The following is an 18,091-nucleotide window of genomic DNA, read 5'->3' on the forward strand; positions in this document are numbered from 1 at the left end:
CTTCGAGCCCTGCCCGCTCACGCTCCTCGAGGGAGCTCCGGCGCCGCCGAGGGTCCCGGGGCGTCGGCGGACCCGCTCGCAGAACCAGGCCCTGTCGTTCGGGTCATCCCGGCGTCGCGGGCCCTGGCGGCCCTACGGCGCGGGATCAGGGAAGTCGCTCTCCGGCCCGGTCGCGGCCCGGGTCCGGGCCGCCGCCACGACGGATGACCGGCGCAGGGCGAGGGACAGGCGCACCAGGTCGCGCGGACCGTCCGTCGACGGGGTCGGGGTGGTGCCGGCCTCCACCGAGCCGATGGCCCTGCCCTCCGGGTCGGCGACCCGGGCCCGTACCGCCGCCGTCACCATCACCGCGTCCGCCTCGGCCTGTGCCTGGGCGGGCGCGGAACCCGCCGCCACGGCCGCGTCGAAGGCCCTCGCCCGCACCCGGGAGTCGAAGTACGGATGCAGGTTGAGCATGCCGTCGTGGATGTCGGACTCCCGCTGCGTGACCTGGAGCTGGGCCGGAGACCACCAGGAGATCCGCACCGCGCGCTCACCCTGGTCCGCCACGGGCCTGAGCTCCCGCCACAGCGGACCCAGCCTGCGGTACGTCGACCAGGTCGCCCAGGAGTCCCCGATGCGCTGGCAGGCCAGTGGCAGACAGAAGCCGATCGCGCTGACCTGCGCCCCGGCGGAGGCCAGCAGGGGCGCCACATAGGTGCTCAGGTCGTCCAGGTTCCCGCCGTTCCAGCGGGCCACCACGGCGGTGAACTTGGCCGCCGCGTAGGGGACGTTCGACAGGAAGCCGAACCCGATGATCAGCAGTCCGGTGCGCAGCCAGCCCCGCACCTGGAGCGCCCAGCTCCAGCACATGACGACCATGGCGATCCCCGCGACGGTGAACGCGAGGAGGTACAGCACGATCATCTCGCGGATGAACGGCGTGTTGGCGTAGTACGTGTCCAGGTCCCGCAGCCGCTCCACCGGGGCGTCCCCGAGCACGAACAGCACGATGATCGCCACGCTCACCGCGCCGTACCCGGCGATCCAGCGCCGCGTCAGCCGGCGCGTCACCCCGGGCGGACCGCCGCGCCAGTTGACGATCAGCACCAGACACGAGCCGCTGAAGGCGCTCAGCAGGACATAGACGAGGGGCGCGGAGAAATTGGCGACACCGGTGACGCGGTTGACCTCGGCGATCGTCGGCGGGGCGGCGAAGCAGAACACCAGGCCCGCCAGGGCGAGCAGCGCGCACACCGACCGCAGCAGCGGATCGCGCCAGTCCCGCAGCAGCGCGGGCGTCTTGAGGGCGAGGACGACCGCCATGGCCACCGCGGGGAAGTAGTAGCTGGACCCGTTCATGTCCGGCGGCTCAGCCCTGTGGCCCGCGATAGCCCAGGGACGCCTCGATCCGGCCCGCGACATGGTCGCGCTGCACGGGCCCGCGCAGCGAGGAACCGGCCAGCCAGGTACGGCACTTGCTCGCCAGCAGCAGTCCGAAGCTCTCGGCGTCCTGCTCGTCCCGCATGTCGAACTGGGTGCGCGCGGCGACCCTCAGAACGGTGGCCCGCAGCTCCTCGTCGGTGCGGGCGCGCTCGCGCCCGGGGCCGGGGTTCCATAAGCGCGCCGCGACGGCGGCACCCTCGATCTGGTGGCCGCCGTGCCCGGCGTGCATGTGCCACAGCTCATGGCCGAGGATCACCAACTGGTGGTCCGGGGCGGTGCGTTCCTCGATGACGACGAGATCCTGCTCGGCCATGTCGAGCCACAGCCCGCTGGCCGTGCCGGGCGGGAAGGCGGCCGTACGGTACTGGACGGGGCGGCCACGGCGTCTGCTCATGGCGGCGCACAGCGCGGAGTACAGGCCGGCGGGCTCCGCCGGTGCCGGGAGCGTGAGCTCGCCGACCAGCTCGCCGCACAGGCGGCGCATTTCCCTTCCGATGCCCACAGTTCTCCCCCGGGTCAGGACTCGGGCCGCTTGACGCTCTCCAGGAGCATGTCCAGCCACTCCGCCACCTTGTCGCGGTGCTGGTCGGTGGGCAGCTGGGCCGCCCGCCAGGCGATTCCGCGGACCCCGTGGTCCTGGAGCAGGCGCTCCAGCGGGTCTCCGGCGGCCCGGTCGGACCGGGCGGCGGCGCGCTCGCGGTCGGCGAGCTGCTGGAGGAGCTCCTGCTCGGTACGCATGAGGGCGCTCGCGAGCGCCTCCGGGTCCTCGGCGGTGAGGAAACCGGCGTGCACTCTGAAGAAGCGCTGGATGGCGTCGCAGTGCTCCATCGTGGGGCGCCGGTCGCCGTTGATGAGGGCTCCCGCCTGCTGGCGCGACATACCCGCGCCGTCGGCGATCTCCTGCTGGGTGTACTTGCGTCCGTTGGGCTTGAGGCGGGTGCGCCGCAGCAGGCCGAGGCGCTGCAGGAAACGGGCCTGCAGATCCGGCTCCCCGGCGGGCCGGCCGCTCAGCAGAGCCTTCACGACGGGCTCCGGCACACCGGACGCGACCGACAGGCGCTTCACCGCGAAGACCTCGCCGTGCGGCACGCCCAGCCGGTCGGCGAGCACGGTGACACGGGCCACGACGGCCGGCAGCAGAACCGTCGCCGTGGCGTCCGGAGCCTCGAAGCCATCCGTCACCGACAGATCTCCTACGTCTCTCTCAAGCCAATCTCATGGTGGTGCGGAACCCTCCTGGCCGCGACACCGTCGATAAGGGCAACCACCGTGAACTGCACGGAGACTAGCCCCTGACTCGAACTCACATCCAGGTCTCGCCACAACTGTGGCGAGATTCAGCCGTCAACGACCCCGAAATGCCACGATAGTTGACACGGCTCAGTCGAGGGCATCAGGATCAAGGAGCCGCGTGAAGGCCGCATAGGCAAGAGGGGTGACCTCCCGATGGCATATCAGGCAGGAGGGCAGCGGCCGGAACCGCGACCCGTCCCCGAGAGCCTCGAGGCTCAGGCGTACTTGCAGGACTACGCCACGTTTCTGGAGGCCGTCCCCTTTCCGTCCGTCGTCTTCGACCACCGCTGGGATGTCGTCCTGTCCAACAGCGCCTACGAGAAGCTCTTCCGAGGGATCGGCCCGCACCCGACCGCGATGCCCGGCGACAACTTCCTGCGGTTCGTGCTCTTCCACCCCGACGCGGCCACGGTCCTCGGCGAACACGAGTCCAGCTGGTGCCTGCCGATGCTGGCCGGCTTCGCCGCCGCCGTGGAGCGGCACGGCCAGGACCGGGGCCTGCAGTCCATCCGCCGGGACATCGCCCAGGACCCGATCATGGACGCCGCCTACCGGCACGGCCTGCCCCACTGGATCCGTACCGTCGGACCCGGAGCCGCCGAGCACGACGGCGCCGTACGCCCCGTGGTCCACCCCGACCCCCGATGGGGCCGCACCGACTGCCGAGTCGTCGGCGAGACCCCCAAGACCCTGCAGGACATGGGATACACCAGAATGACGCTGGTGCTGCGCGAGACGCGGCGACCGGCGGCCACGTCGCGCAGGCCGCGCCGCGCACGGCGCACGGCGAGCCATCTCAGCGTGGTGCCCGCGCCGGAGGCGTAGGCCCGTCCCGAAACCCCGACACCGCCGGCGTTCAGGTCGCCGGCGGCGTCGGGGTTTGTTCGTGTCCGCCGGTCCGCGGAGAGCTGTTCCGGTGCCTTCGGCACCATTCCCAGCAGTAGGACCATGTGACATAGTACTGACGTGAGCACACGGCTGACCTGCGACGTCGTAGTGATCGGGGCCGGGATGACGGGCGCGGCCTGCGCCCTGTACGCCGCCCGGGCCGGGCTCGACGTGACCGTGGTGGACCGTGGGCCCGTGGCCGGTGGCACCACGGGCGCGGGGGAGGGCAACCTGCTCGTCTCCGACAAGGAACCCGGACCCGAGCTCGAACTCGCCCTCCTCTCCCTGCGGCTGTGGGCCGGCCTCGCCGGGGAACTGGGAGCGCCGATCGAGTACGAGGCGAAGGGCGGCGTGGTCGTCGCGTCCTCCGCCGAGGGGCTCGCCGCGCTCACGGACCTCGCGGCCGCGCAGCGTACCGCCGGTGTCGTGGCCGAAACGGTCACCGCGGACCGGCTGCACGACCTGGAACCGCACCTCGCGCCCGGTCTCGCCGGAGGTGTGCGCTATCCGCAGGACAGCCAGGTGATGCCGACGCTCGCCGCCGCCCATCTGCTCCGCGCCTCGGGCGCCCGTCTGCTCACCGGCCGGAACGTGACCGGGGTACTGCGCACGGCGGACGGCTCCGTACGGGGGGTACGCACCGGTCACGGTGACGTCCACGCCCCGGCCGTCGTCAACGCGGCGGGCACCTGGGGCGGCGAGATCGCGGCCCTCGCCGGGGCCCGTCTGCCCGTGCTGCCCCGGCGCGGCTTCGTCCTCGTCACCGAACCGCTGCCGAGGAGGGTGCGGCACAAGGTGTACGCCGCCGACTACGTGACCGACGTGGCCAGCGACTCGGCGGGTCTGAAGACCTCGCCCGTCGTCGAGGGAACGGCGGCCGGGCCCGTCCTCATCGGAGCCAGCCGTGAACGGGTCGGCTTCGACCGGTCGTTCTCGCTGCCGGTCGTCCGGGCGCTGGCGGCGGGCGCGATCCGGCTGTTCCCGTTCCTGACCGACGTACGGGCCATGCGGACGTACGTCGGTTTCCGGCCGTACATGCCCGACCATCTGCCGGCCATCGGGCCCGACCCCAGGGTCCCCGGGCTGTTCCACGCCTGCGGGCACGAGGGCGCGGGCATCGGGCTCGCCACCGGCACCGGACACCTGCTCGCGCAGGTACTGGGCGGCGAGGCGCCCGAGCAGGACCTCGCGCCGTTCCGGCCCGATCGCTTCGAGGAGGAGGCCGCGTGAGCCCGTTGGAGCCGGTGCGGGCCGAGCCGGATCCCGCCTTCACCGTCACCCTGGACGGCCGGGAGATCGAGGCCCTGCCCGGCCAGACGGTCGCCGCCGCGCTCTGGACGGCCGGTGTCGTCTCGTGGCGCACCACCCGGGGCGAGGGCCGCCCGCGCGGGATCTTCTGCGGGATCGGCGTCTGCTTCGACTGCCTCGTGACCGTGAACGGCCGCCCCAACCAGCGCGCCTGCCTGCTCCCGGTACGGCCGGGCGACGCGATCCGCACCCAGGAGGGCACCGGCCATGAGGACTGACCTCGCGGTGATCGGCGCGGGCCCCGCCGGGCTCGCCGCGTCCCTGGCTGCCTCGGCCCGCGGTGTCCGTGTCACGCTCGTCGACGCGGCCGAGACGGCGGGCGGGCAGTTCTACCGGCAGCCCGCGGTCGCCCTCGGGGCCCGCCGTCCGCGGGCGCCGCACCACCAGCGGCGGACCTGGGAGCGGCTGCGGGACGGGCTCGCCGCCAGTTCCGTACGGCATCTGGCGGACCACCACGTCTGGTGCGTGGAGCGGGACCGGACGGGGTTCACCGTGCACGCCCTGCGCGGGCCCCTCCAGGAGGAACCCGTCACGGTGCACGCCGACGCAGTCCTCCTCGCCACCGGTGGCTACGAGAAGGTGCTGCCGTTCCCCGGCTGGACCCTCCCCGGTGTGGTGACCGCGGGCGGGGCGCAGGCCCTGCTCAAGGGCGGGCTCGCCGTGCCGGGCCGGACGGCGGTCGTGGCCGGGACCGGCCCACTGCTCCTGCCGGTCGCGACCGGGCTCGCCGCGGCCGGGGTTGAGGTGGCCGCGCTCGTCGAGTCCGCCGACCCCAGGGGCTTCGTACGGTATCTGCCCTCGCTCGCCGCCAAGCTCCCCGAAGCCGCCGGGTACGCGGCCCGGCTCCTTCGCCACCGCGTGCCGTTCATGACCGGGCACACCGTCGTAGCGGCACATGGCGACGGCCGCCTCGAAGCCGTCACCGTGGCCGCCCTGGACTCCGGCGGTCGCGTCAGGCCCGGCACCGCGCGGCGCATCCCCTGCGACACGCTCGCCGTCGGCCACGGCATGCTGCCGCACACCGATCTCGCGGAGGCGCTCGGCTGCCGTATCGACGGAGCGGACGTGCACGTCGACGACGAGCAGCGCACCGACGTCCCCGGCGTGTGGGCGGCCGGTGAGACCACGGGCATCGGCGGCGCGGCGCTCGCGCTCGCCGAGGGGCACATCGCCGGACGGTCGGTCGCCGCCCGCCTCCGGGGCACCGCACCCGACCCGCGCGCGTGGGCCGCGGCCGACAGGTCCCGTGCACGACTGCGGGAGCTCTTCGCCGCCGTCGACTCCGTCTGCGCACCGCCCGCGCACTGGACCGAGCAGGTCACCGACGACACCGTCGTCTGCCGCTGCGAGGAGGTGCGGGCGGGTGCCGTGCGCGAGGCGGTCCAGGAGCTGGGCGCCGGTGACCTCCGCACGGTGAAGCTGCTGACCCGGGCCGGGATGGGCTGGTGCCAGGGCCGGGTGTGCGGGCCCGCGGTCGCCGGACTCGCCGGATGCGACCCGGCCCCGGCCAGACGGCCGTTCGCCCGCCCGGTGCCGCTCGGCGTACTCGCCCGGGCCGGCCACCCCACCGACGCCGACCAACCCACCGAGGAAGGACCTTCATGACCGCCCCCGACCGCCACCCCTGGCGCGGTGTCCTCGTCGCCACCGCCCTCCCGCTGAACGACGACCTGACCGTCGACCACGGCAGGTACGCCGAGCACTGTGCCTGGCTCCTCGAGAACGGCTGCGACGGCGTCGTCCCCAATGGCTCGCTCGGCGAGTACCAGGTGCTGACACCCGAGGAGCGCGCGAAGGTCGTCGAGACGGCCGTGGCCGCGATCGGCGGTTCCCGGGTGATGCCGGGAGTGGCCGCTTACGGCAGCGCCGAGTCCCGCCGCTGGGCCGAGCAGGCCCGCGACGCGGGATGTGCGTCCGTGATGCTGCTCCCGCCGAACGCGTACCGCGCCGACGAGCGCTCCGTCCTCGCCCACTACGAGGAGGTGGCCGAGGCGGGCCTGCCGGTCGTGGCGTACAACAACCCCATCGACACCAAGGTCGACCTCGTCCCCGAACTGCTCGCGAAACTGCACGGCGAGGGGTACATCAAGGCGGTCAAGGAGTTCTCCGGCGATGTCCGCCGTGCCTACCAGCTCGCCGAACTCGCCCCAGAACTGGACCTGTTGATCGGCGCCGACGACGTCCTGCTGGAACTTACGCTCGCGGGCGCCAAGGGCTGGGTGGCCGGCTACCCGAACGCGCTGCCCGCCGCCACCGTGGAGCTCTACCACGCGGCGGTGGACGGCGACCTCACGACGGCCAAGCGGCTCTACGGGCAGCTGCACCCGCTGCTGCGCTGGGACTCCAAGGTCGAGTTCGTGCAGGCCATCAAGCTCTCCATGGACATCGTCGGCCGCCACGGGGGACGCTGCCGGCCGCCGCGGGTGCCGCTGCTCCCGGAGCAGGAGGCCACGATCCGCTCCGCCACCGAGAAGGCCGTCGCCGCGGGGCTCGCGTAGACGCGTAAGGAGGCCAAGGCCATGCGCAGCAAACTCGTCCTGCACGCCGTCGACTCGCACACCGAGGGCATGCCCACCCGGGTGATCACCGGCGGTGTCGGCACCATCCCCGGCGCCACCATGAACGAGCGGCGGCTGTACTTCCGCGAGCACCGCGACGACATCAAGCAGCTGCTCATGAACGAGCCGCGCGGCCACGCGGCGATGAGCGGTGCCATCCTCCAGCCGCCCACCCGCCCCGACTGCGACTGGGGCGTCGTCTACATCGAGGTCTCCGGCTATCTGCCGATGTGCGGACACGGCACCATCGGTGTCGCGACCGTGCTCGTGGAGACCGGCATGGTCGAGGTCACCGAACCGGTCACCACGATCCGCCTCGACACCCCGGCGGGCCTCGTCGTCGCCGAGGTCGCGGTCACGGACGGCCACGCCACGGCCGTCACCCTGCAGAACGTGCCGTCGTTCGCCGCAGGCCTCGACCGCAAGGCCACGCTCGCCGACGGCCGTACGGTGACGTACGACCTCGCGTACGGCGGCAACTTCTACGCGATCCTGCCGCTGGACGCGTTCGGGCTGCCCTTCGACCGGGCCCGCAAGGACGACATCCTGAAGGCCGGACTGGCCCTGATGGAGGCCGTCAACGCCGACGACGAGCCGGTGCACCCCGAGGACCCGTCCATCCGGGGCTGCCACCACGTCCACCTGGTCGCCCCCGGCTCGACGGCCCGCCACTCACGGCACGCCATGGCGATCCACCCCGGCTGGTTCGACCGCTCACCCTGCGGCACCGGCACCAGCGCGCGCATGGCCCAGCTCCACGCGCGCGGCGAACTCCCGCTGCACACCGAGTTCGTGAACGAGTCCTTCATCGGCACCCACTTCACCGGACGGCTCCTCAACACCACCGAGGTCGCCGGGAACCCCGCCGTCCTGCCCAGCTTCACCGGCCGCGCCTGGATCACGGGCACGGCCCAGTACCTGCTCGACCCGTCCGACCCGTTCCCGGCCGGATTCGTCCTCTGAGGAGTCACCCATGCCCGCCCCGAGAACCGGCGCGCCGGCCCTCCCCGCCCTCGGCGGCCTGAAGCGCAGTCACCGCGAGCGGGTCGCCGACGCGCTGCGGGCCGCGCTGATCGCGGGTGAACTGCGTCCGGGCGAGGTCTACTCGGCGCCCACGCTGGCCGTCCGCTTCGGTGTCTCCGCCACCCCGGTGCGCGAGGCCATGCTCGACCTCGCCAAGGAGGGCCTGGTCGACACCGTCCCGAACAAGGGCTTCCGGGTCACCGCCGTCTCGGAGGAACAGCTCGACGAGTACACCCACATCCGGTCCCTGATCGAGATCCCGACGACAGCCGCCCTGGCGACCACCGCCGACCCCGCCGACCTGGAGGCACTGCGCCCGGTCGCCCAGGAGATCGTCACCTCCGCCGCGACCGGCGACCTCATCGCCTACGTCGAGGCCGACCTCCGCTTCCACCTGGGCCTGCTGTCCCTGGCCGGCAACACCCATCTGGTGGAGGTGGTACGGGACCTACGGCGCCGCTCCCGCCTGTACGGCCTGACGGCACTGGCCAAGGCGGGCCGCCTGGAGAAGTCGGCCGAGGAGCACCTGGAACTCCTGGACGCCCTCCTGGCCGAAGACACCGAGACAGCCCGCAAGGTGATCACCCAACACCTGGGTCACGTAAGAGGCCTGTGGGCAACCGACATGGCCGAGTGAGCTCTCAGGCCCCCGGAACAACCCCCCGCTTCGCAGCCTGAATCTGCTCGTACACACGCGTACGCAACTCGGCGAACCGAGGATCGACCCGCGTATGCAACTGATCCCGCTCCGAAGGCAGATCCACCTTCAACTGCTCCTGAACCACCGTCGGCGACGCGGACAGAATCAACACCCGTTCACCCAGATACACGGCCTCATCGATGTCATGGGTCACGAACAGAATCGTGATGCCCCGATCCCGCCACAACCCCCGCACCAGATCCTCGAGATCCGCCCGAGTCTGCGCGTCCACCGCCGCGAACGGCTCATCCATCAACAGCACATCGGGCTCGTACGCGAGCGCCCGAGCGATGGCCACACGCTGCTGCATACCACCGGACAACTGCCACGGGTACGCCCCGGCGGCATCGCCCAGACCGACGGACTCAAGCGCGTCCGCGACCAGCGCGCGCCGTCGCTGTCTGCTCAACTGCTTCTGCTTGAGCGGTAGTTCCACGTTCTCACCGACCCGCATCCAGGGGAACAGGCTGCGCCCGTACTCCTGGAAGACCACCGCCATACCGGGCGGCGGACCACTCACCGGCCGCCCCTCCAGCAGGACCTCACCCGACGTGGGCGTCAGCAGCCCGGCCATGCACTTCAGCAGAGTCGTCTTGCCGCAGCCCGACGGACCCACCAGACAGACGAGCTCACCGGCGTCGACGGTGAACGTGAGGTCCCGGACCGCCTCCACCCGGCGACCGGAGCCCTCGTAGACCTTCTTGAGGCCCGATACGGAAAGAAGCCCGTGCATGGACCGCCCCTTTTCGAGTTTCACTACGACCGCCGGGAGGACGCGCGCAGACCGTGGTACCAGCCGAGCACCCGCCGCTCGACCAGCTGGAAGACGACCGACAGCAGGAACCCGAGCAGACCGAGGACCAGGATGCCGGTCCACATGTCGGGGATCGCGAACGTGCGCTGGAACTGGACGATGGTGAAGCCGAGCCCGTTGCTGGACGCGGACATCTCGCTGATCACCATCAGGATGATGCCGATGGACAGGGCCTGGCGCAGCCCCGCGAAGATCTGCGGGCTCGCCGACCGCAGGACCACATGACGCAGTCGCGCGGCGCCCGTGATGCCGTACGAGCGGGCCGTCTCCGACATGACCGAGTCCACCGCCCGCACGCCCTCGACCGTGTTGAGCAGGATCGGCCACACACATCCGCTCGCGATCACGGCGATCTTCATCGTGTCGCCGATGCCCGCGAACAGCATGATGACCGGTACGAGGACGGGCGGAGGCACCGCGCGCAGGAACTCCAGCACCGGTTCGCACACCGCGCGCACGCGCCGGTAGGAGCCGATGACCGTGCCGAGGGCGACACCGACGACGGCCGCCGACGTGTACCCCGCGAGCAGGCGGAGGAGGCTGGGCAGGACGTCGTCGCGCAGCCGCTCGCCCGTCCACACGTCCGGGAAGGTCGTGAGGATCGTGCGCAGCGGCGGCCAGTACACGTCGGTGCTGCCGGCGGAGGCGAACCACCAGGCGGCCACCAGCAGCAAGGGCAGCGCGACGACGAAGAACAGCCGCAGGGCCAGGCGTTTCACACCGCCACCTCTCCGCGCACCGACTGGTGCCAGGCCAGCGCCCGGCGCTCCACCGTCCGCGCGCCCACGTTGATCACCAGCCCGAGCGCACCGGTGACCACCACCAGGGCGTACATCTCCGGTACGGCCTGAGAGGTCTGGGCGACCATGATGCGCGCCCCCAGCCCCGGTGCGCCGATGACGAGTTCGGCGGTCACCGCCAGGATCAGGGCGACCGCTGCGGCCAGCCGGACGCCCGTCATGACATACGGCAGGGCCGTGGGCCACAGGACATGGCGGACCCGGGCCCAGGTGCCCAGGCCGTAGGAGCGGGCGGTCTCCTCGGCGACCGGGTCGACGTCCTGGACGCCGTACAGCACCTGGATCAGCACCTGCCAGAACGACGCGTACACCACCAGCAGGAGCACCGAACGCAGTTCCGTGCCGTACAGCAGGACCGCGAGCGGGATCAGGGCGACCGAGGGGATCGGGCGCAGGAACTCGATCGTGGACGCGGTCGCCTCGCGCAGGAAGGGTACGACCGCGATCCCGACTCCGGCGAGGATGCCCGCCGTCACCGCGATCGCCAGCCCCACCGCCCAGCCGGTCAGCGTGTCCCCGAGCGCCGTCCAGAACGTCCGGTCGCCGAGCTCGGTGACGAGCGCGTCCGCGATACGGCTGAGCGGCGGGAAGTAGTCCTCGGAGACGATGCCGAGGCGCGGGACCGCCTCGCACAGCGCGAGGAAGCCGGCCAGGCCGGCCGCGCCCAGGGCCGCGTTCGCCGGCCCCGGGCGCCCGGCCTGCCGGGGCCGCGTGCTCTTGGGACGTGCGTCGTCGGGTCGCGTGTGCTTCACGGCAGCAGCTTGTCCAGGTCCGGGGTCTCCTTGAACAGACCGTCCTGCACGCCCAGTTCGGCGAGCTTCTCGATGGAGGCGCGGTTCGGCTCCGCGGGCCAGTGGGGGAAGGTGAGCTTGCCCAGCAGCGTGTCCGGGATCTTCGTGTACGTGGTGAGGATCTCGCGGACCTCGTCCGGGTGGCTGTCGGCGTACTCGAGCGATTCGGCCGTCGCCTCCTGGAACTTCTTCACCAGCTCCGGGTTCTTCTGGGCGTACTGCTGGGAGGTGAAGTACATGGCCACGGTGAGGTTCGGGTCCACGTCGTAGAAGCTCGACGCGATGGACGTGCCGCCCGCGGCCTTGACGGTGGCGAGCGCGGGTTCCGGGGTGCAGGCCGCGTCGACCTGTCCGGCCTCCAGCGCGGCGGGCATCTGTTCGAAGGGCATCTCGACGAACTCGACCTTGGACGGGTCTCCACCGTCCTTGCGGACCGATTCGCTGATCGAGGTGTCACAGATGTTGTTGACCGTGTTGACCGCGACCTTCTTGCCCTCGAGCTGCTTGGGGGACTTGATCGGGCTGCCCTTCTTCACGGTGGTGCCCATGAAGTCGGCACCCTCCTCGGCCGTGGAGGCGACACCGTTCGCCACGGCCTTGACGGGCATGTTCTTGGACTGCGCGATCAGCAGGGACGTCGTGTTGCTGAAGCCGAACTGGAACTGGCCGGAGACGACCGCGGGCAGGATCGCCGCCCCGCCCTGGGCGAGGGTCAGCTCCAGCTTGATACCGCGCTCGGAGTAGAAGCCCTTCTTCTGGCCCAGGTAGATGGGGGCGACGTCCAGGATGGGAATGACTCCGACCTTCAGCGTCGTGGTACCGCCGGAGGAGCTTGCCGACGACCCGGAGGAGTCGGACGAACCACAGGCCGAGAGGCCGACCAGGACGACTCCGGCACCGAGGCCGGCGAGCAGACGACGCATGACTCCTCCTGAGGGGAACGCCGGTGTTCCGAGATCCTGTGCGCACGCGTGTGCGCAGGCCGAACAGAAGTGCTGAGCGGAAACGTAAAGCCAGGAATCCTGATGGTCAATGCCCAGGACTGCAAGGCCGTTGACAGTTCCCAAAGCGTGCTCTTAGCGTGCGCAGAACGCACACTCGTGCGTACGGAACGCACATCCCGTGCGTCGTCCTCGTGGAGGCGGCGATGCCTGCTGGACCCCGCGAACCGCACTTCGTCCGGTCCTTCGAGCGCGGTCTCGCGGTCATCCGCGCCTTCGACGCCGAGCACCCCTCACTGACGCTCAGCGAGGTCGCCCGAACCTGTGAGATGACCCGGGCCGCGGCCCGCCGCTTCCTGCTCACGCTCGTCGATCTCGGGTACGTCCGCTCCGACGGCCGGCTGTTCCGGCTCACCCCCCGCGTGCTCGAACTCGGCTACTCGTTCCTCGCCGGCTTCTCGCTGTCCGATCTCGCCCAGCCCCACCTGGAGCAACTCGTCGCGCAGGTGGGGGAGTCGTCGTCGCTGTGCGTCCTGGACGGGGACGACATCGTGTACGTCGCGCGGGTGCCCACACGGCGCATCATGACCGCGGCGATCACCGTCGGCACCCGTTTCCCGGCCCATGTCACATCGGTGGGCCGGGTGGTCCTCGCGCATCTGCCGGACGAGGAGATCGACGCCCGTCTCGCCCGCGCCGACCTGCGGGCCCTGACCGCCCGCACCATCGTCGCAGCGGAGCCGCTCAAGGCGGAGCTCCGGCGGGTACGGCGGCAGGGGTACGCCATCGTCGACCAGGAGCTGGAGGAGGGGCTCAGGTCGGTCGCGGTCCCGGTGCGGGACCGCGACGGCGAGGTGGTGGCGGCCGTGAACATCCCCGTGGCCGCCGGCCGCAACTCGGTGGAGTCCGTACGCCGTGACCTGCTGCCCCATCTGCTGGCCACGGTCGCCCGGATCGAGGCCGACCTGGGGGTGGCGACCACGGCTACAGGTCGAGCACCAGCCGCTGCCCCCGGCACCGGGACACACAGATGAGCATGGTCTCCCCGGCCTCGCGCTCCTCGTCGGTGAGGACCGAGTCCCGGTGGTCCGGGGTGCCTTCGAGTACGTCGGTCTCACAGGTCCCGCACGTGCCCTCGGCGCAGGAGTAGAGCACCTCGACGCCCGCGGCCCGCACCGTGTCGAGGACGGACACGCCCACGGGCACGGTCACGGTCTTCCCCGTGCGCTCCAGCACGACCTCGAACTCGCTGTCCGGGCCGGTCTCCTGCTCCTTCGGCTGGAACCGCTCGACCCGCAGCACCCCGCGCGGGCACCGCTCCTCCACCGCGTCCAGGAGCGGCCCCGGACCACAGCAGTAGACGAGGGTGCCCTCGGGCACGTCGCCGAGGACGGAGCCGAGGTCCAGCAGCCCGAACTCGTCCTGCGGGGCGACGGTCACCCGGTCCCCGTACGCGCCCAGCTCCTCGGTGAAGGCCATGGACTCACGCGTCCGCCCGCCGTACAGCAGCGTCCAGTCCGCGCCCGCCGCCTCCGCCGCCCGCAGCATCGGCAGGATCGGGGTGATGCCGATGCCGCCCGCGACGAAGCGGTAGCGCGGGGCGGGTTCGAGCGCGAAGTTGTTGCGCGGCCCGCGCACGCGAACCTTGCCGCCCTCCCGCAACTCCCCGTGGACGTACGCGGATCCGCCCCGTCCCTCGGGCTCGCGCAGGACACCGATCCGCCAGGAGTGGCGGTCCGCCGGGTCCCCGCACAGCGAGTACTGCCGCTCCAGGTCGGGGCCGAGCAGCACGTCGATGTGCGCGCCCGGCTCCCAGGCGGGGAGTTCCTCGCCCAGCGGGTGGCGGAGGGTGAGGGTGAGCACGCCGTCGGCTGCGAACTCCCGGCGGCCGACGACGAGTTCGGCTTCGTACGAGGTCATGAGCTGGTTCCTTGCGGCTCGTGTCCCTGCGGGTGGGCGAGCATCCACTCCCACATCTCGATGGGGTCCTGCGCGGTGTGCTCGCGGCCGCAGTGACAGGTGCCGTGCAGGAGGTCGGTGCCCGGCAGCCAGTCGATGCGGTAGATCTCTCCGGTGGGTGAACTCACTGGACCTTCTCCACGGGCTTCGCGCCCTCCTCGACCAGCCGGGCGAGGATACGGCGGGCGGCGAGACCACCGGTGTCGATGTTGATGCTCAGCTCCTGGTAGCCGGTGCGCTCGGTGCCGAGCGTCTTCTGCAGCAGGTTGAGCGCGGTCACGTCCTGCATGACGACCGTGCGGTTGTTCTTCGCCAGGAACTCCGTGACCTCGTCGTCGTCCGTCGCCCAGTCGCGCGAGACCGCCCAGAAGTCGTACACCTTGCCGTCGGCGGACGGTGTGATGCAGTACGTGACCTCGGTGTGGAAACCGTTCGGGTCGCTGCCGTCCGCCTCGGGCAGGACACCGACCGGGGCGACGCGGCTGTGCAGCAGGTACAGGCAGGGCGCGTGGTACTCGATGTCCTGCCAGCGGGTGATCCGGCCCTCGATGCCGGTCGACTTCGCGTAGAACGGCGGGCACTCGGCGTCGTCCATGTGCCGGCTCACCCGCACGATTCCCGCACCCTCGTCGACCTCGGTGGTGATGGGCGTCTCGGCGACCTCCGGGGTGCCGATGTAACCGCCGTGCAGATACGTCTCGTGGGAGAGGTCGAGGAGGTTGTCGACCAGAAGCCCGTAGTCGCAGTCGATGGGCTCCATACCGCGCGAGGTGACCCAGCCGGGGGAGTCGAGGTGCTTGGCCCGCGGGATGGTCTGCGGGTCGGCGAGGGCCGGGTCCCCGATCCACACCCAGATCAGGGAGTCCTGCTCGACCACGGGGTACGAGGTCACGCGCGCGGTCCGCGGAACGCGCTTCTGCCCGGGCACGTACACACAGGCGCCCGTCGTGTCGTACGTGAAGCCGTGGTACCCGCACACGATCCGGTCACCGTCGAGGCGGGTCGGAGCCTCCGACAGCGGGTAGCGGCGGTGCACACACCGGTCGTGCAGCACGACGGGCGTCCCGTCCGCCTCGCTGCGGTAGAAGACGAGCGGTTCCCCCAGGATCGTACGTCCCAGCAACTCGCGTCCCACCTCGTGCGAGTAGGCGGCGACGTACCACTGGTTCCTGGCGAAGGCGGTCGTGTGAGGCATGGGGTTCCCGTCCCTGTCTGCGGGGCGTCGCCGCCCCGCGTGCCGTGGTTGGAATCAGGGTCGTGACGGCGGCGGCCAACGCGCAAGGCGGCTTCTGTCAGGCGGAAGTGTCTCTGTGAAGACGCTGGTCAGGACCTTGCCTTACAGCTTGCTGATCTCTGCCAGGGGGTGCGGAATCATGCCGCTGGGCGGATCACCCCTGAGGTGGCCGCTGACGGGGCAGTGGCCGGGGCAAGCCGAGGTGATGCCGTCGTGCACGAGTGGCAGGCCGCTGACGTCTTGGCTGTAAGCCAAGGTGACGTGGAAGTCTTCGACGAGGGAGAGGAGGACGCGGACGTCTACGTCTCCTTCGTCAGCGGAGCCGGTGGGGGGATTCTGACGGTGGCGTCCCGCGTGGCCACTCTGCCTGGTGTTCCTGCGGAAGCCGTTGCGGTCGTCAGTAACGACGAGGCCGAGGAGTTCGGCCTGGGGCGACGGGTGGCGCTTCCGCTGTCCGCGCTCTGAGTAGCGGTGCAGAGCCTCCGGCGCCTTGACCAGGGCGGTGAAGTGAAGCTCCCGGTAGACGAGTTGTCGACCAGGACCAACCTGTCCACCCGGAGCTTCGCATGCTTGTCTACCCGTCGGGGCTCGATCTCTCCGGTTCAGCCCTGTGGTCATCGCCCACGGCGTCCGCTCGTCAAGTCCTCGGGCGCGGTGCAGCCGATGCCGTTGTCGAGGGACGTCCGCCGCCTTGCGAAGGCTGCGAGCTCAGGGGCCGTCGGCATGGGCGGAGCCCGGGCCTGTTCGGGCGAGGCGGACCATGGCGCGGTAGAGGGCGGTGGGCGCCGGGGCTTCGGGCACCGCGGGGATCGGTGCGCCGGGGGTGGCGTAGGAGCGGATCATGTGACCGACGAGGCGGCGCCAGGCGTCGGGGGCGGAGTCGCCGGCCGCGGCGATGACGCCTGCGTTGGCCATCTGCAGGATGACGAGGTCCTCCGGCACGAAGTCCTCGCGGAGGTGCCCGCTGTTCCGGGCGCGGGCGATGAGTTCGAGGAACCCGTTGTACGACTCGGTGCGGCGGGCTTCCAGTGCCTTGGCGGCCGGGAAGGACATGGTCAGGACGTCGGCGAAGCCGCGGTCGGCGGCCTGCATGGCGCAGACGGCGTGGATGTAGCCGGCGAAGCCGTGCCAGGGATCGGGGTCGGCGAGTGCCTCGGCGACGGCGGCGGCGTAGCCGTCCATGCGGTCGGCGAAGACCGCGTTGATGAGCTCCTCCCGGGTGGCGAAGCGTCGGCCGAGCGTGGCCTTGCCGACTCCTGCCTCGCGGGCGACGGAAGCCATGGACACGCCGAGCCCTTCCGCGGCGAAGAGGCGCCGGGCGGCCGCCAGGATGAGTTCGCGGTTGCGCTCGGCGTCGGCGCGCAGTCTCGCCTCGGGCTGCTGGTCCGGTGTGCGATCGGAAGGTGCGGAGGTCATGCACGCAGTCTATCTAAGTGGAACGCATGGCCCATTTCTGCTGTACGCTCGGCACCCAGCGGAACCGGGAAGGCCGGTCCACTTATGGAGAGGTGATGTCATGCGTGCTGTGACGATGGACTCGGTTCCGGCCGCCCCGGCCGTGACCGAGGTGGACACTCCACGCCCTGAGGCCGGAGAGCTGCTGGTGAAGGTGGCCGCCGCCTCGGTGAACGGCATCGACGTCGCCACCGCCGCCGGCTACCTGCACGGAATGATGGAGCACCGGTTCCCGCTGGTACTCGGCAAGGACTTCGCGGGCACCGTCGAGGCGTTCGGCGGGGGCGTTGACGGCTTCGCGGTCGGTGACGCTGTCTTCGGTGTAGTGATGAAGCCGTTCCTGGGCGCCGGGTCGCTGGCCGAGTACGTCACCGTGCCCGCCGGACACGGTGTCGCCCCGCTTCCGGCGGGCCTGGCGGTGGCGGACGCGGGTGCGTTGGGCCTGGCCGGGGCGACGGCGGTGGACAGCCTGGACGCGGTGGCCCGGGGCGAGGGCGAGACGGTGCTGATCTCTGGAGCCGGCGGCGGGGTGGGGTCGTTGGCCGTGCAGCTCGCCGCCGCCCGCGGCGCGAGGGTGATCGCGACCGCCCGCCCCGGCGCACAGACCGACTTCGTCACCGGCCTTACCGGCACCGACGCCGAGGTCCACGTGGTCGACTCCGGCCTGACTCAGGACGCCGTCAAGGACCCGGACGTCACCGTCCACCCGATCATGGCCGACCCGAACGCGTCGACCCTGACCGCCCTGGCCGAGCAGGTCGCCTCCGGCGAGCTGCGGGTGCCGGTCACCGCCACCTACTCCTTGGAGCGCGCCGCGGAGGCGTTCACCGCTTTCAGCTCCGGTACCCCGGGCAAGGTCGCCGTCGCCTGCTCCTGAGATTCACTCCACTTACGAAAAGAGC

21 protein-coding genes are annotated in these 18,091 nt (G+C 71.3%); 10 read left to right on the forward strand and 11 right to left on the reverse strand.

What is annotated here, in order from left to right; genetic code table 11:
• Positions 1 to 132: 132 nt before the first annotated feature.
• Genes FNH04_RS08650 through FNH04_RS08660 form a run of 3 tightly spaced genes read right to left on the reverse strand, consistent with a single transcriptional unit; the run spans position 133 to position 2,607 of the window.
• Complete coding sequence (locus FNH04_RS08650) at positions 133 to 1,341, reverse strand: MAB_1171c family putative transporter (RefSeq protein WP_152781999.1); 1,209 nt, start codon at positions 1,339 to 1,341, stop codon at positions 133 to 135.
• A gap of 10 nt (positions 1,342 to 1,351) precedes the next feature.
• Positions 1,352 to 1,909 (reverse strand): toxin-antitoxin system, toxin component, encoded by a 558-nt coding sequence (locus tag FNH04_RS08655; protein ID WP_152782051.1) that lies wholly within the window; start codon positions 1,907 to 1,909, stop codon positions 1,352 to 1,354.
• Between the two features lie 32 nt (positions 1,910 to 1,941).
• Positions 1,942 to 2,607, reverse strand: coding sequence for a helix-turn-helix domain-containing protein (locus tag FNH04_RS08660; protein WP_322722770.1), 666 nt, complete (start codon positions 2,605 to 2,607; stop codon positions 1,942 to 1,944).
• Positions 2,608 to 2,871: 264 nt separating this feature from the next.
• Here FNH04_RS08660 and FNH04_RS08665 point away from each other — a divergent pair, with 264 nt between their 5' ends.
• The 7 genes from FNH04_RS08665 to FNH04_RS08695 all read left to right on the forward strand — a co-directional run bounded on the left by FNH04_RS08665 (position 2,872) and on the right by FNH04_RS08695 (position 9,132).
• Complete coding sequence (locus FNH04_RS08665; protein ID WP_152782003.1) at positions 2,872 to 3,543, forward strand: MmyB family transcriptional regulator; 672 nt, start codon at positions 2,872 to 2,874, stop codon at positions 3,541 to 3,543.
• Between the two features lie 141 nt (positions 3,544 to 3,684).
• On the forward strand, positions 3,685 to 4,836 hold the full coding sequence (locus FNH04_RS08670) for an NAD(P)/FAD-dependent oxidoreductase (RefSeq protein WP_322722771.1): 1,152 nt from the start codon (positions 3,685 to 3,687) through the stop codon (positions 4,834 to 4,836).
• Complete coding sequence (locus tag FNH04_RS08675; RefSeq protein WP_322722773.1) at positions 4,833 to 5,132, forward strand: (2Fe-2S)-binding protein; 300 nt, start codon at positions 4,833 to 4,835, stop codon at positions 5,130 to 5,132. Before FNH04_RS08670 ends, FNH04_RS08675 begins: the two co-directional genes overlap by 4 nt.
• Positions 5,122 to 6,519 (forward strand): NAD(P)/FAD-dependent oxidoreductase, encoded by a 1,398-nt coding sequence (locus FNH04_RS08680; protein WP_152782005.1) that lies wholly within the window; start codon positions 5,122 to 5,124, stop codon positions 6,517 to 6,519. The genes FNH04_RS08675 and FNH04_RS08680 overlap by 11 nt, the downstream gene beginning before the upstream one ends.
• Positions 6,516 to 7,412, forward strand: coding sequence for a dihydrodipicolinate synthase family protein (locus FNH04_RS08685; RefSeq protein ID WP_152782007.1), 897 nt, complete (start codon positions 6,516 to 6,518; stop codon positions 7,410 to 7,412). Before FNH04_RS08680 ends, FNH04_RS08685 begins: the two co-directional genes overlap by 4 nt.
• Before the next feature lie 21 nt (positions 7,413 to 7,433).
• Positions 7,434 to 8,435: a proline racemase family protein gene (locus tag FNH04_RS08690; RefSeq protein WP_152782009.1), complete on the forward strand. Its 1,002-nt coding sequence runs from the start codon at positions 7,434 to 7,436 to the stop codon at positions 8,433 to 8,435.
• A 10-nt stretch (positions 8,436 to 8,445) separates the two neighbouring features.
• Positions 8,446 to 9,132, forward strand: a complete 687-nt coding sequence (locus tag FNH04_RS08695; protein WP_152782011.1) for a GntR family transcriptional regulator — start codon at positions 8,446 to 8,448, stop codon at positions 9,130 to 9,132.
• Between the two features lie 4 nt (positions 9,133 to 9,136).
• Here FNH04_RS08695 and FNH04_RS08700 read toward each other — a convergent pair whose 3' ends face one another.
• The 4 genes from FNH04_RS08700 to FNH04_RS08715 all read right to left on the reverse strand — a co-directional run bounded on the left by FNH04_RS08700 (position 9,137) and on the right by FNH04_RS08715 (position 12,523).
• Positions 9,137 to 9,928, reverse strand: coding sequence for an ABC transporter ATP-binding protein (locus FNH04_RS08700; protein ID WP_152782012.1), 792 nt, complete (start codon positions 9,926 to 9,928; stop codon positions 9,137 to 9,139).
• A gap of 23 nt (positions 9,929 to 9,951) precedes the next feature.
• Positions 9,952 to 10,728, reverse strand: a complete 777-nt coding sequence (locus tag FNH04_RS08705; RefSeq protein WP_322722774.1) for an ABC transporter permease — start codon at positions 10,726 to 10,728, stop codon at positions 9,952 to 9,954.
• On the reverse strand, positions 10,725 to 11,477 hold the full coding sequence (locus FNH04_RS08710; protein ID WP_152782057.1) for an ABC transporter permease: 753 nt from the start codon (positions 11,475 to 11,477) through the stop codon (positions 10,725 to 10,727). Before FNH04_RS08710 ends, FNH04_RS08705 begins: the two co-directional genes overlap by 4 nt.
• A gap of 80 nt (positions 11,478 to 11,557) precedes the next feature.
• Complete coding sequence (locus FNH04_RS08715) at positions 11,558 to 12,523, reverse strand: ABC transporter substrate-binding protein (RefSeq protein ID WP_152782014.1); 966 nt, start codon at positions 12,521 to 12,523, stop codon at positions 11,558 to 11,560.
• 224 nt (positions 12,524 to 12,747) lie between these two features.
• Between FNH04_RS08715 and FNH04_RS08720 the strand changes: the two genes are divergently transcribed.
• A complete protein-coding gene (locus FNH04_RS08720) occupies positions 12,748 to 13,575 on the forward strand; it encodes an IclR family transcriptional regulator domain-containing protein (protein ID WP_152782016.1) in 828 nt (275 codons plus the stop codon).
• Here FNH04_RS08720 and FNH04_RS08725 read toward each other — a convergent pair.
• The 3 genes from FNH04_RS08725 to FNH04_RS08730 are packed head-to-tail and all read right to left on the reverse strand — an operon-like array spanning position 13,526 to position 15,695.
• Positions 13,526 to 14,461 carry a PDR/VanB family oxidoreductase gene (locus FNH04_RS08725; protein ID WP_152782018.1) on the reverse strand — a complete coding sequence of 312 codons (936 nt, stop codon included), beginning with the start codon at positions 14,459 to 14,461 and terminating at the stop codon, positions 13,526 to 13,528. The two genes, FNH04_RS08720 and FNH04_RS08725, sit on opposite strands and share 50 nt — an antisense overlap.
• Positions 14,458 to 14,628: a hypothetical protein gene (locus FNH04_RS46440; protein ID WP_194236604.1), complete on the reverse strand. Its 171-nt coding sequence runs from the start codon at positions 14,626 to 14,628 to the stop codon at positions 14,458 to 14,460. Before FNH04_RS46440 ends, FNH04_RS08725 begins: the two co-directional genes overlap by 4 nt.
• Positions 14,625 to 15,695 carry an aromatic ring-hydroxylating dioxygenase subunit alpha gene (locus FNH04_RS08730; protein ID WP_152782020.1) on the reverse strand — a complete coding sequence of 357 codons (1,071 nt, stop codon included), beginning with the start codon at positions 15,693 to 15,695 and terminating at the stop codon, positions 14,625 to 14,627. The genes FNH04_RS46440 and FNH04_RS08730 overlap by 4 nt, the downstream gene beginning before the upstream one ends.
• Before the next feature lie 252 nt (positions 15,696 to 15,947).
• On the opposite strand from FNH04_RS08730, the gene FNH04_RS08735 reads away from it, so the two are divergent.
• Positions 15,948 to 16,199, forward strand: coding sequence for a hypothetical protein (locus tag FNH04_RS08735; protein ID WP_322722775.1), 252 nt, complete (start codon positions 15,948 to 15,950; stop codon positions 16,197 to 16,199).
• A 243-nt stretch (positions 16,200 to 16,442) separates the two neighbouring features.
• Here FNH04_RS08735 and FNH04_RS08740 read toward each other — a convergent pair whose 3' ends face one another.
• Complete coding sequence (locus FNH04_RS08740; RefSeq protein WP_152782022.1) at positions 16,443 to 17,150, reverse strand: TetR/AcrR family transcriptional regulator; 708 nt, start codon at positions 17,148 to 17,150, stop codon at positions 16,443 to 16,445.
• Between the two features lie 100 nt (positions 17,151 to 17,250).
• Here FNH04_RS08740 and FNH04_RS08745 point away from each other — a divergent pair, with 100 nt between their 5' ends.
• Positions 17,251 to 18,066, forward strand: a complete 816-nt coding sequence (locus FNH04_RS08745) for an NADP-dependent oxidoreductase (protein ID WP_152782025.1) — start codon at positions 17,251 to 17,253, stop codon at positions 18,064 to 18,066.
• Positions 18,067 to 18,091: the final 25 nt, after the last annotated feature.

It is taken from the genome of Streptomyces phyllanthi, from assembly GCF_009377205.1.
Taxonomy (GTDB): Bacteria; Actinomycetota; Actinomycetes; order Streptomycetales; family Streptomycetaceae; genus Streptomyces; species Streptomyces phyllanthi.

What these genes read in the sequence shown, in the direction of transcription:
- FNH04_RS08665 (WP_152782003.1), top strand. Translation starts at nt 2,872, where the DNA reads ATGGCATATCAGGCAGGAGGGCAGCGGCCGGAACCGCGACCCGTCCCC.
- FNH04_RS08720 (WP_152782016.1), top strand. Translation starts at nt 12,748, where the DNA reads ATGCCTGCTGGACCCCGCGAACCGCACTTCGTCCGGTCCTTCGAGCGC.
- FNH04_RS08655 (WP_152782051.1), bottom strand. Translation starts at nt 1,909, where the DNA reads ATGCGCCGCCTGTGCGGCGAGCTGGTCGGCGAGCTCACGCTCCCGGCA.
- FNH04_RS08745 (WP_152782025.1), top strand. Translation starts at nt 17,251, where the DNA reads ATGCGTGCTGTGACGATGGACTCGGTTCCGGCCGCCCCGGCCGTGACC.
- FNH04_RS08690 (WP_152782009.1), top strand. Translation starts at nt 7,434, where the DNA reads ATGCGCAGCAAACTCGTCCTGCACGCCGTCGACTCGCACACCGAGGGC.
- FNH04_RS08725 (WP_152782018.1), bottom strand. Translation starts at nt 14,461, where the DNA reads ATGACCTCGTACGAAGCCGAACTCGTCGTCGGCCGCCGGGAGTTCGCA.
- FNH04_RS08695 (WP_152782011.1), top strand. Translation starts at nt 8,446, where the DNA reads ATGCCCGCCCCGAGAACCGGCGCGCCGGCCCTCCCCGCCCTCGGCGGC.
- FNH04_RS08715 (WP_152782014.1), bottom strand. Translation starts at nt 12,523, where the DNA reads ATGCGTCGTCTGCTCGCCGGCCTCGGTGCCGGAGTCGTCCTGGTCGGC.
- FNH04_RS08685 (WP_152782007.1), top strand. Translation starts at nt 6,516, where the DNA reads ATGACCGCCCCCGACCGCCACCCCTGGCGCGGTGTCCTCGTCGCCACC.
- FNH04_RS08650 (WP_152781999.1), bottom strand. Translation starts at nt 1,341, where the DNA reads ATGAACGGGTCCAGCTACTACTTCCCCGCGGTGGCCATGGCGGTCGTC.
- FNH04_RS08700 (WP_152782012.1), bottom strand. Translation starts at nt 9,928, where the DNA reads ATGCACGGGCTTCTTTCCGTATCGGGCCTCAAGAAGGTCTACGAGGGC.
- FNH04_RS08740 (WP_152782022.1), bottom strand. Translation starts at nt 17,150, where the DNA reads ATGACCTCCGCACCTTCCGATCGCACACCGGACCAGCAGCCCGAGGCG.
- FNH04_RS08680 (WP_152782005.1), top strand. Translation starts at nt 5,122, where the DNA reads ATGAGGACTGACCTCGCGGTGATCGGCGCGGGCCCCGCCGGGCTCGCC.
- FNH04_RS08730 (WP_152782020.1), bottom strand. Translation starts at nt 15,695, where the DNA reads ATGCCTCACACGACCGCCTTCGCCAGGAACCAGTGGTACGTCGCCGCC.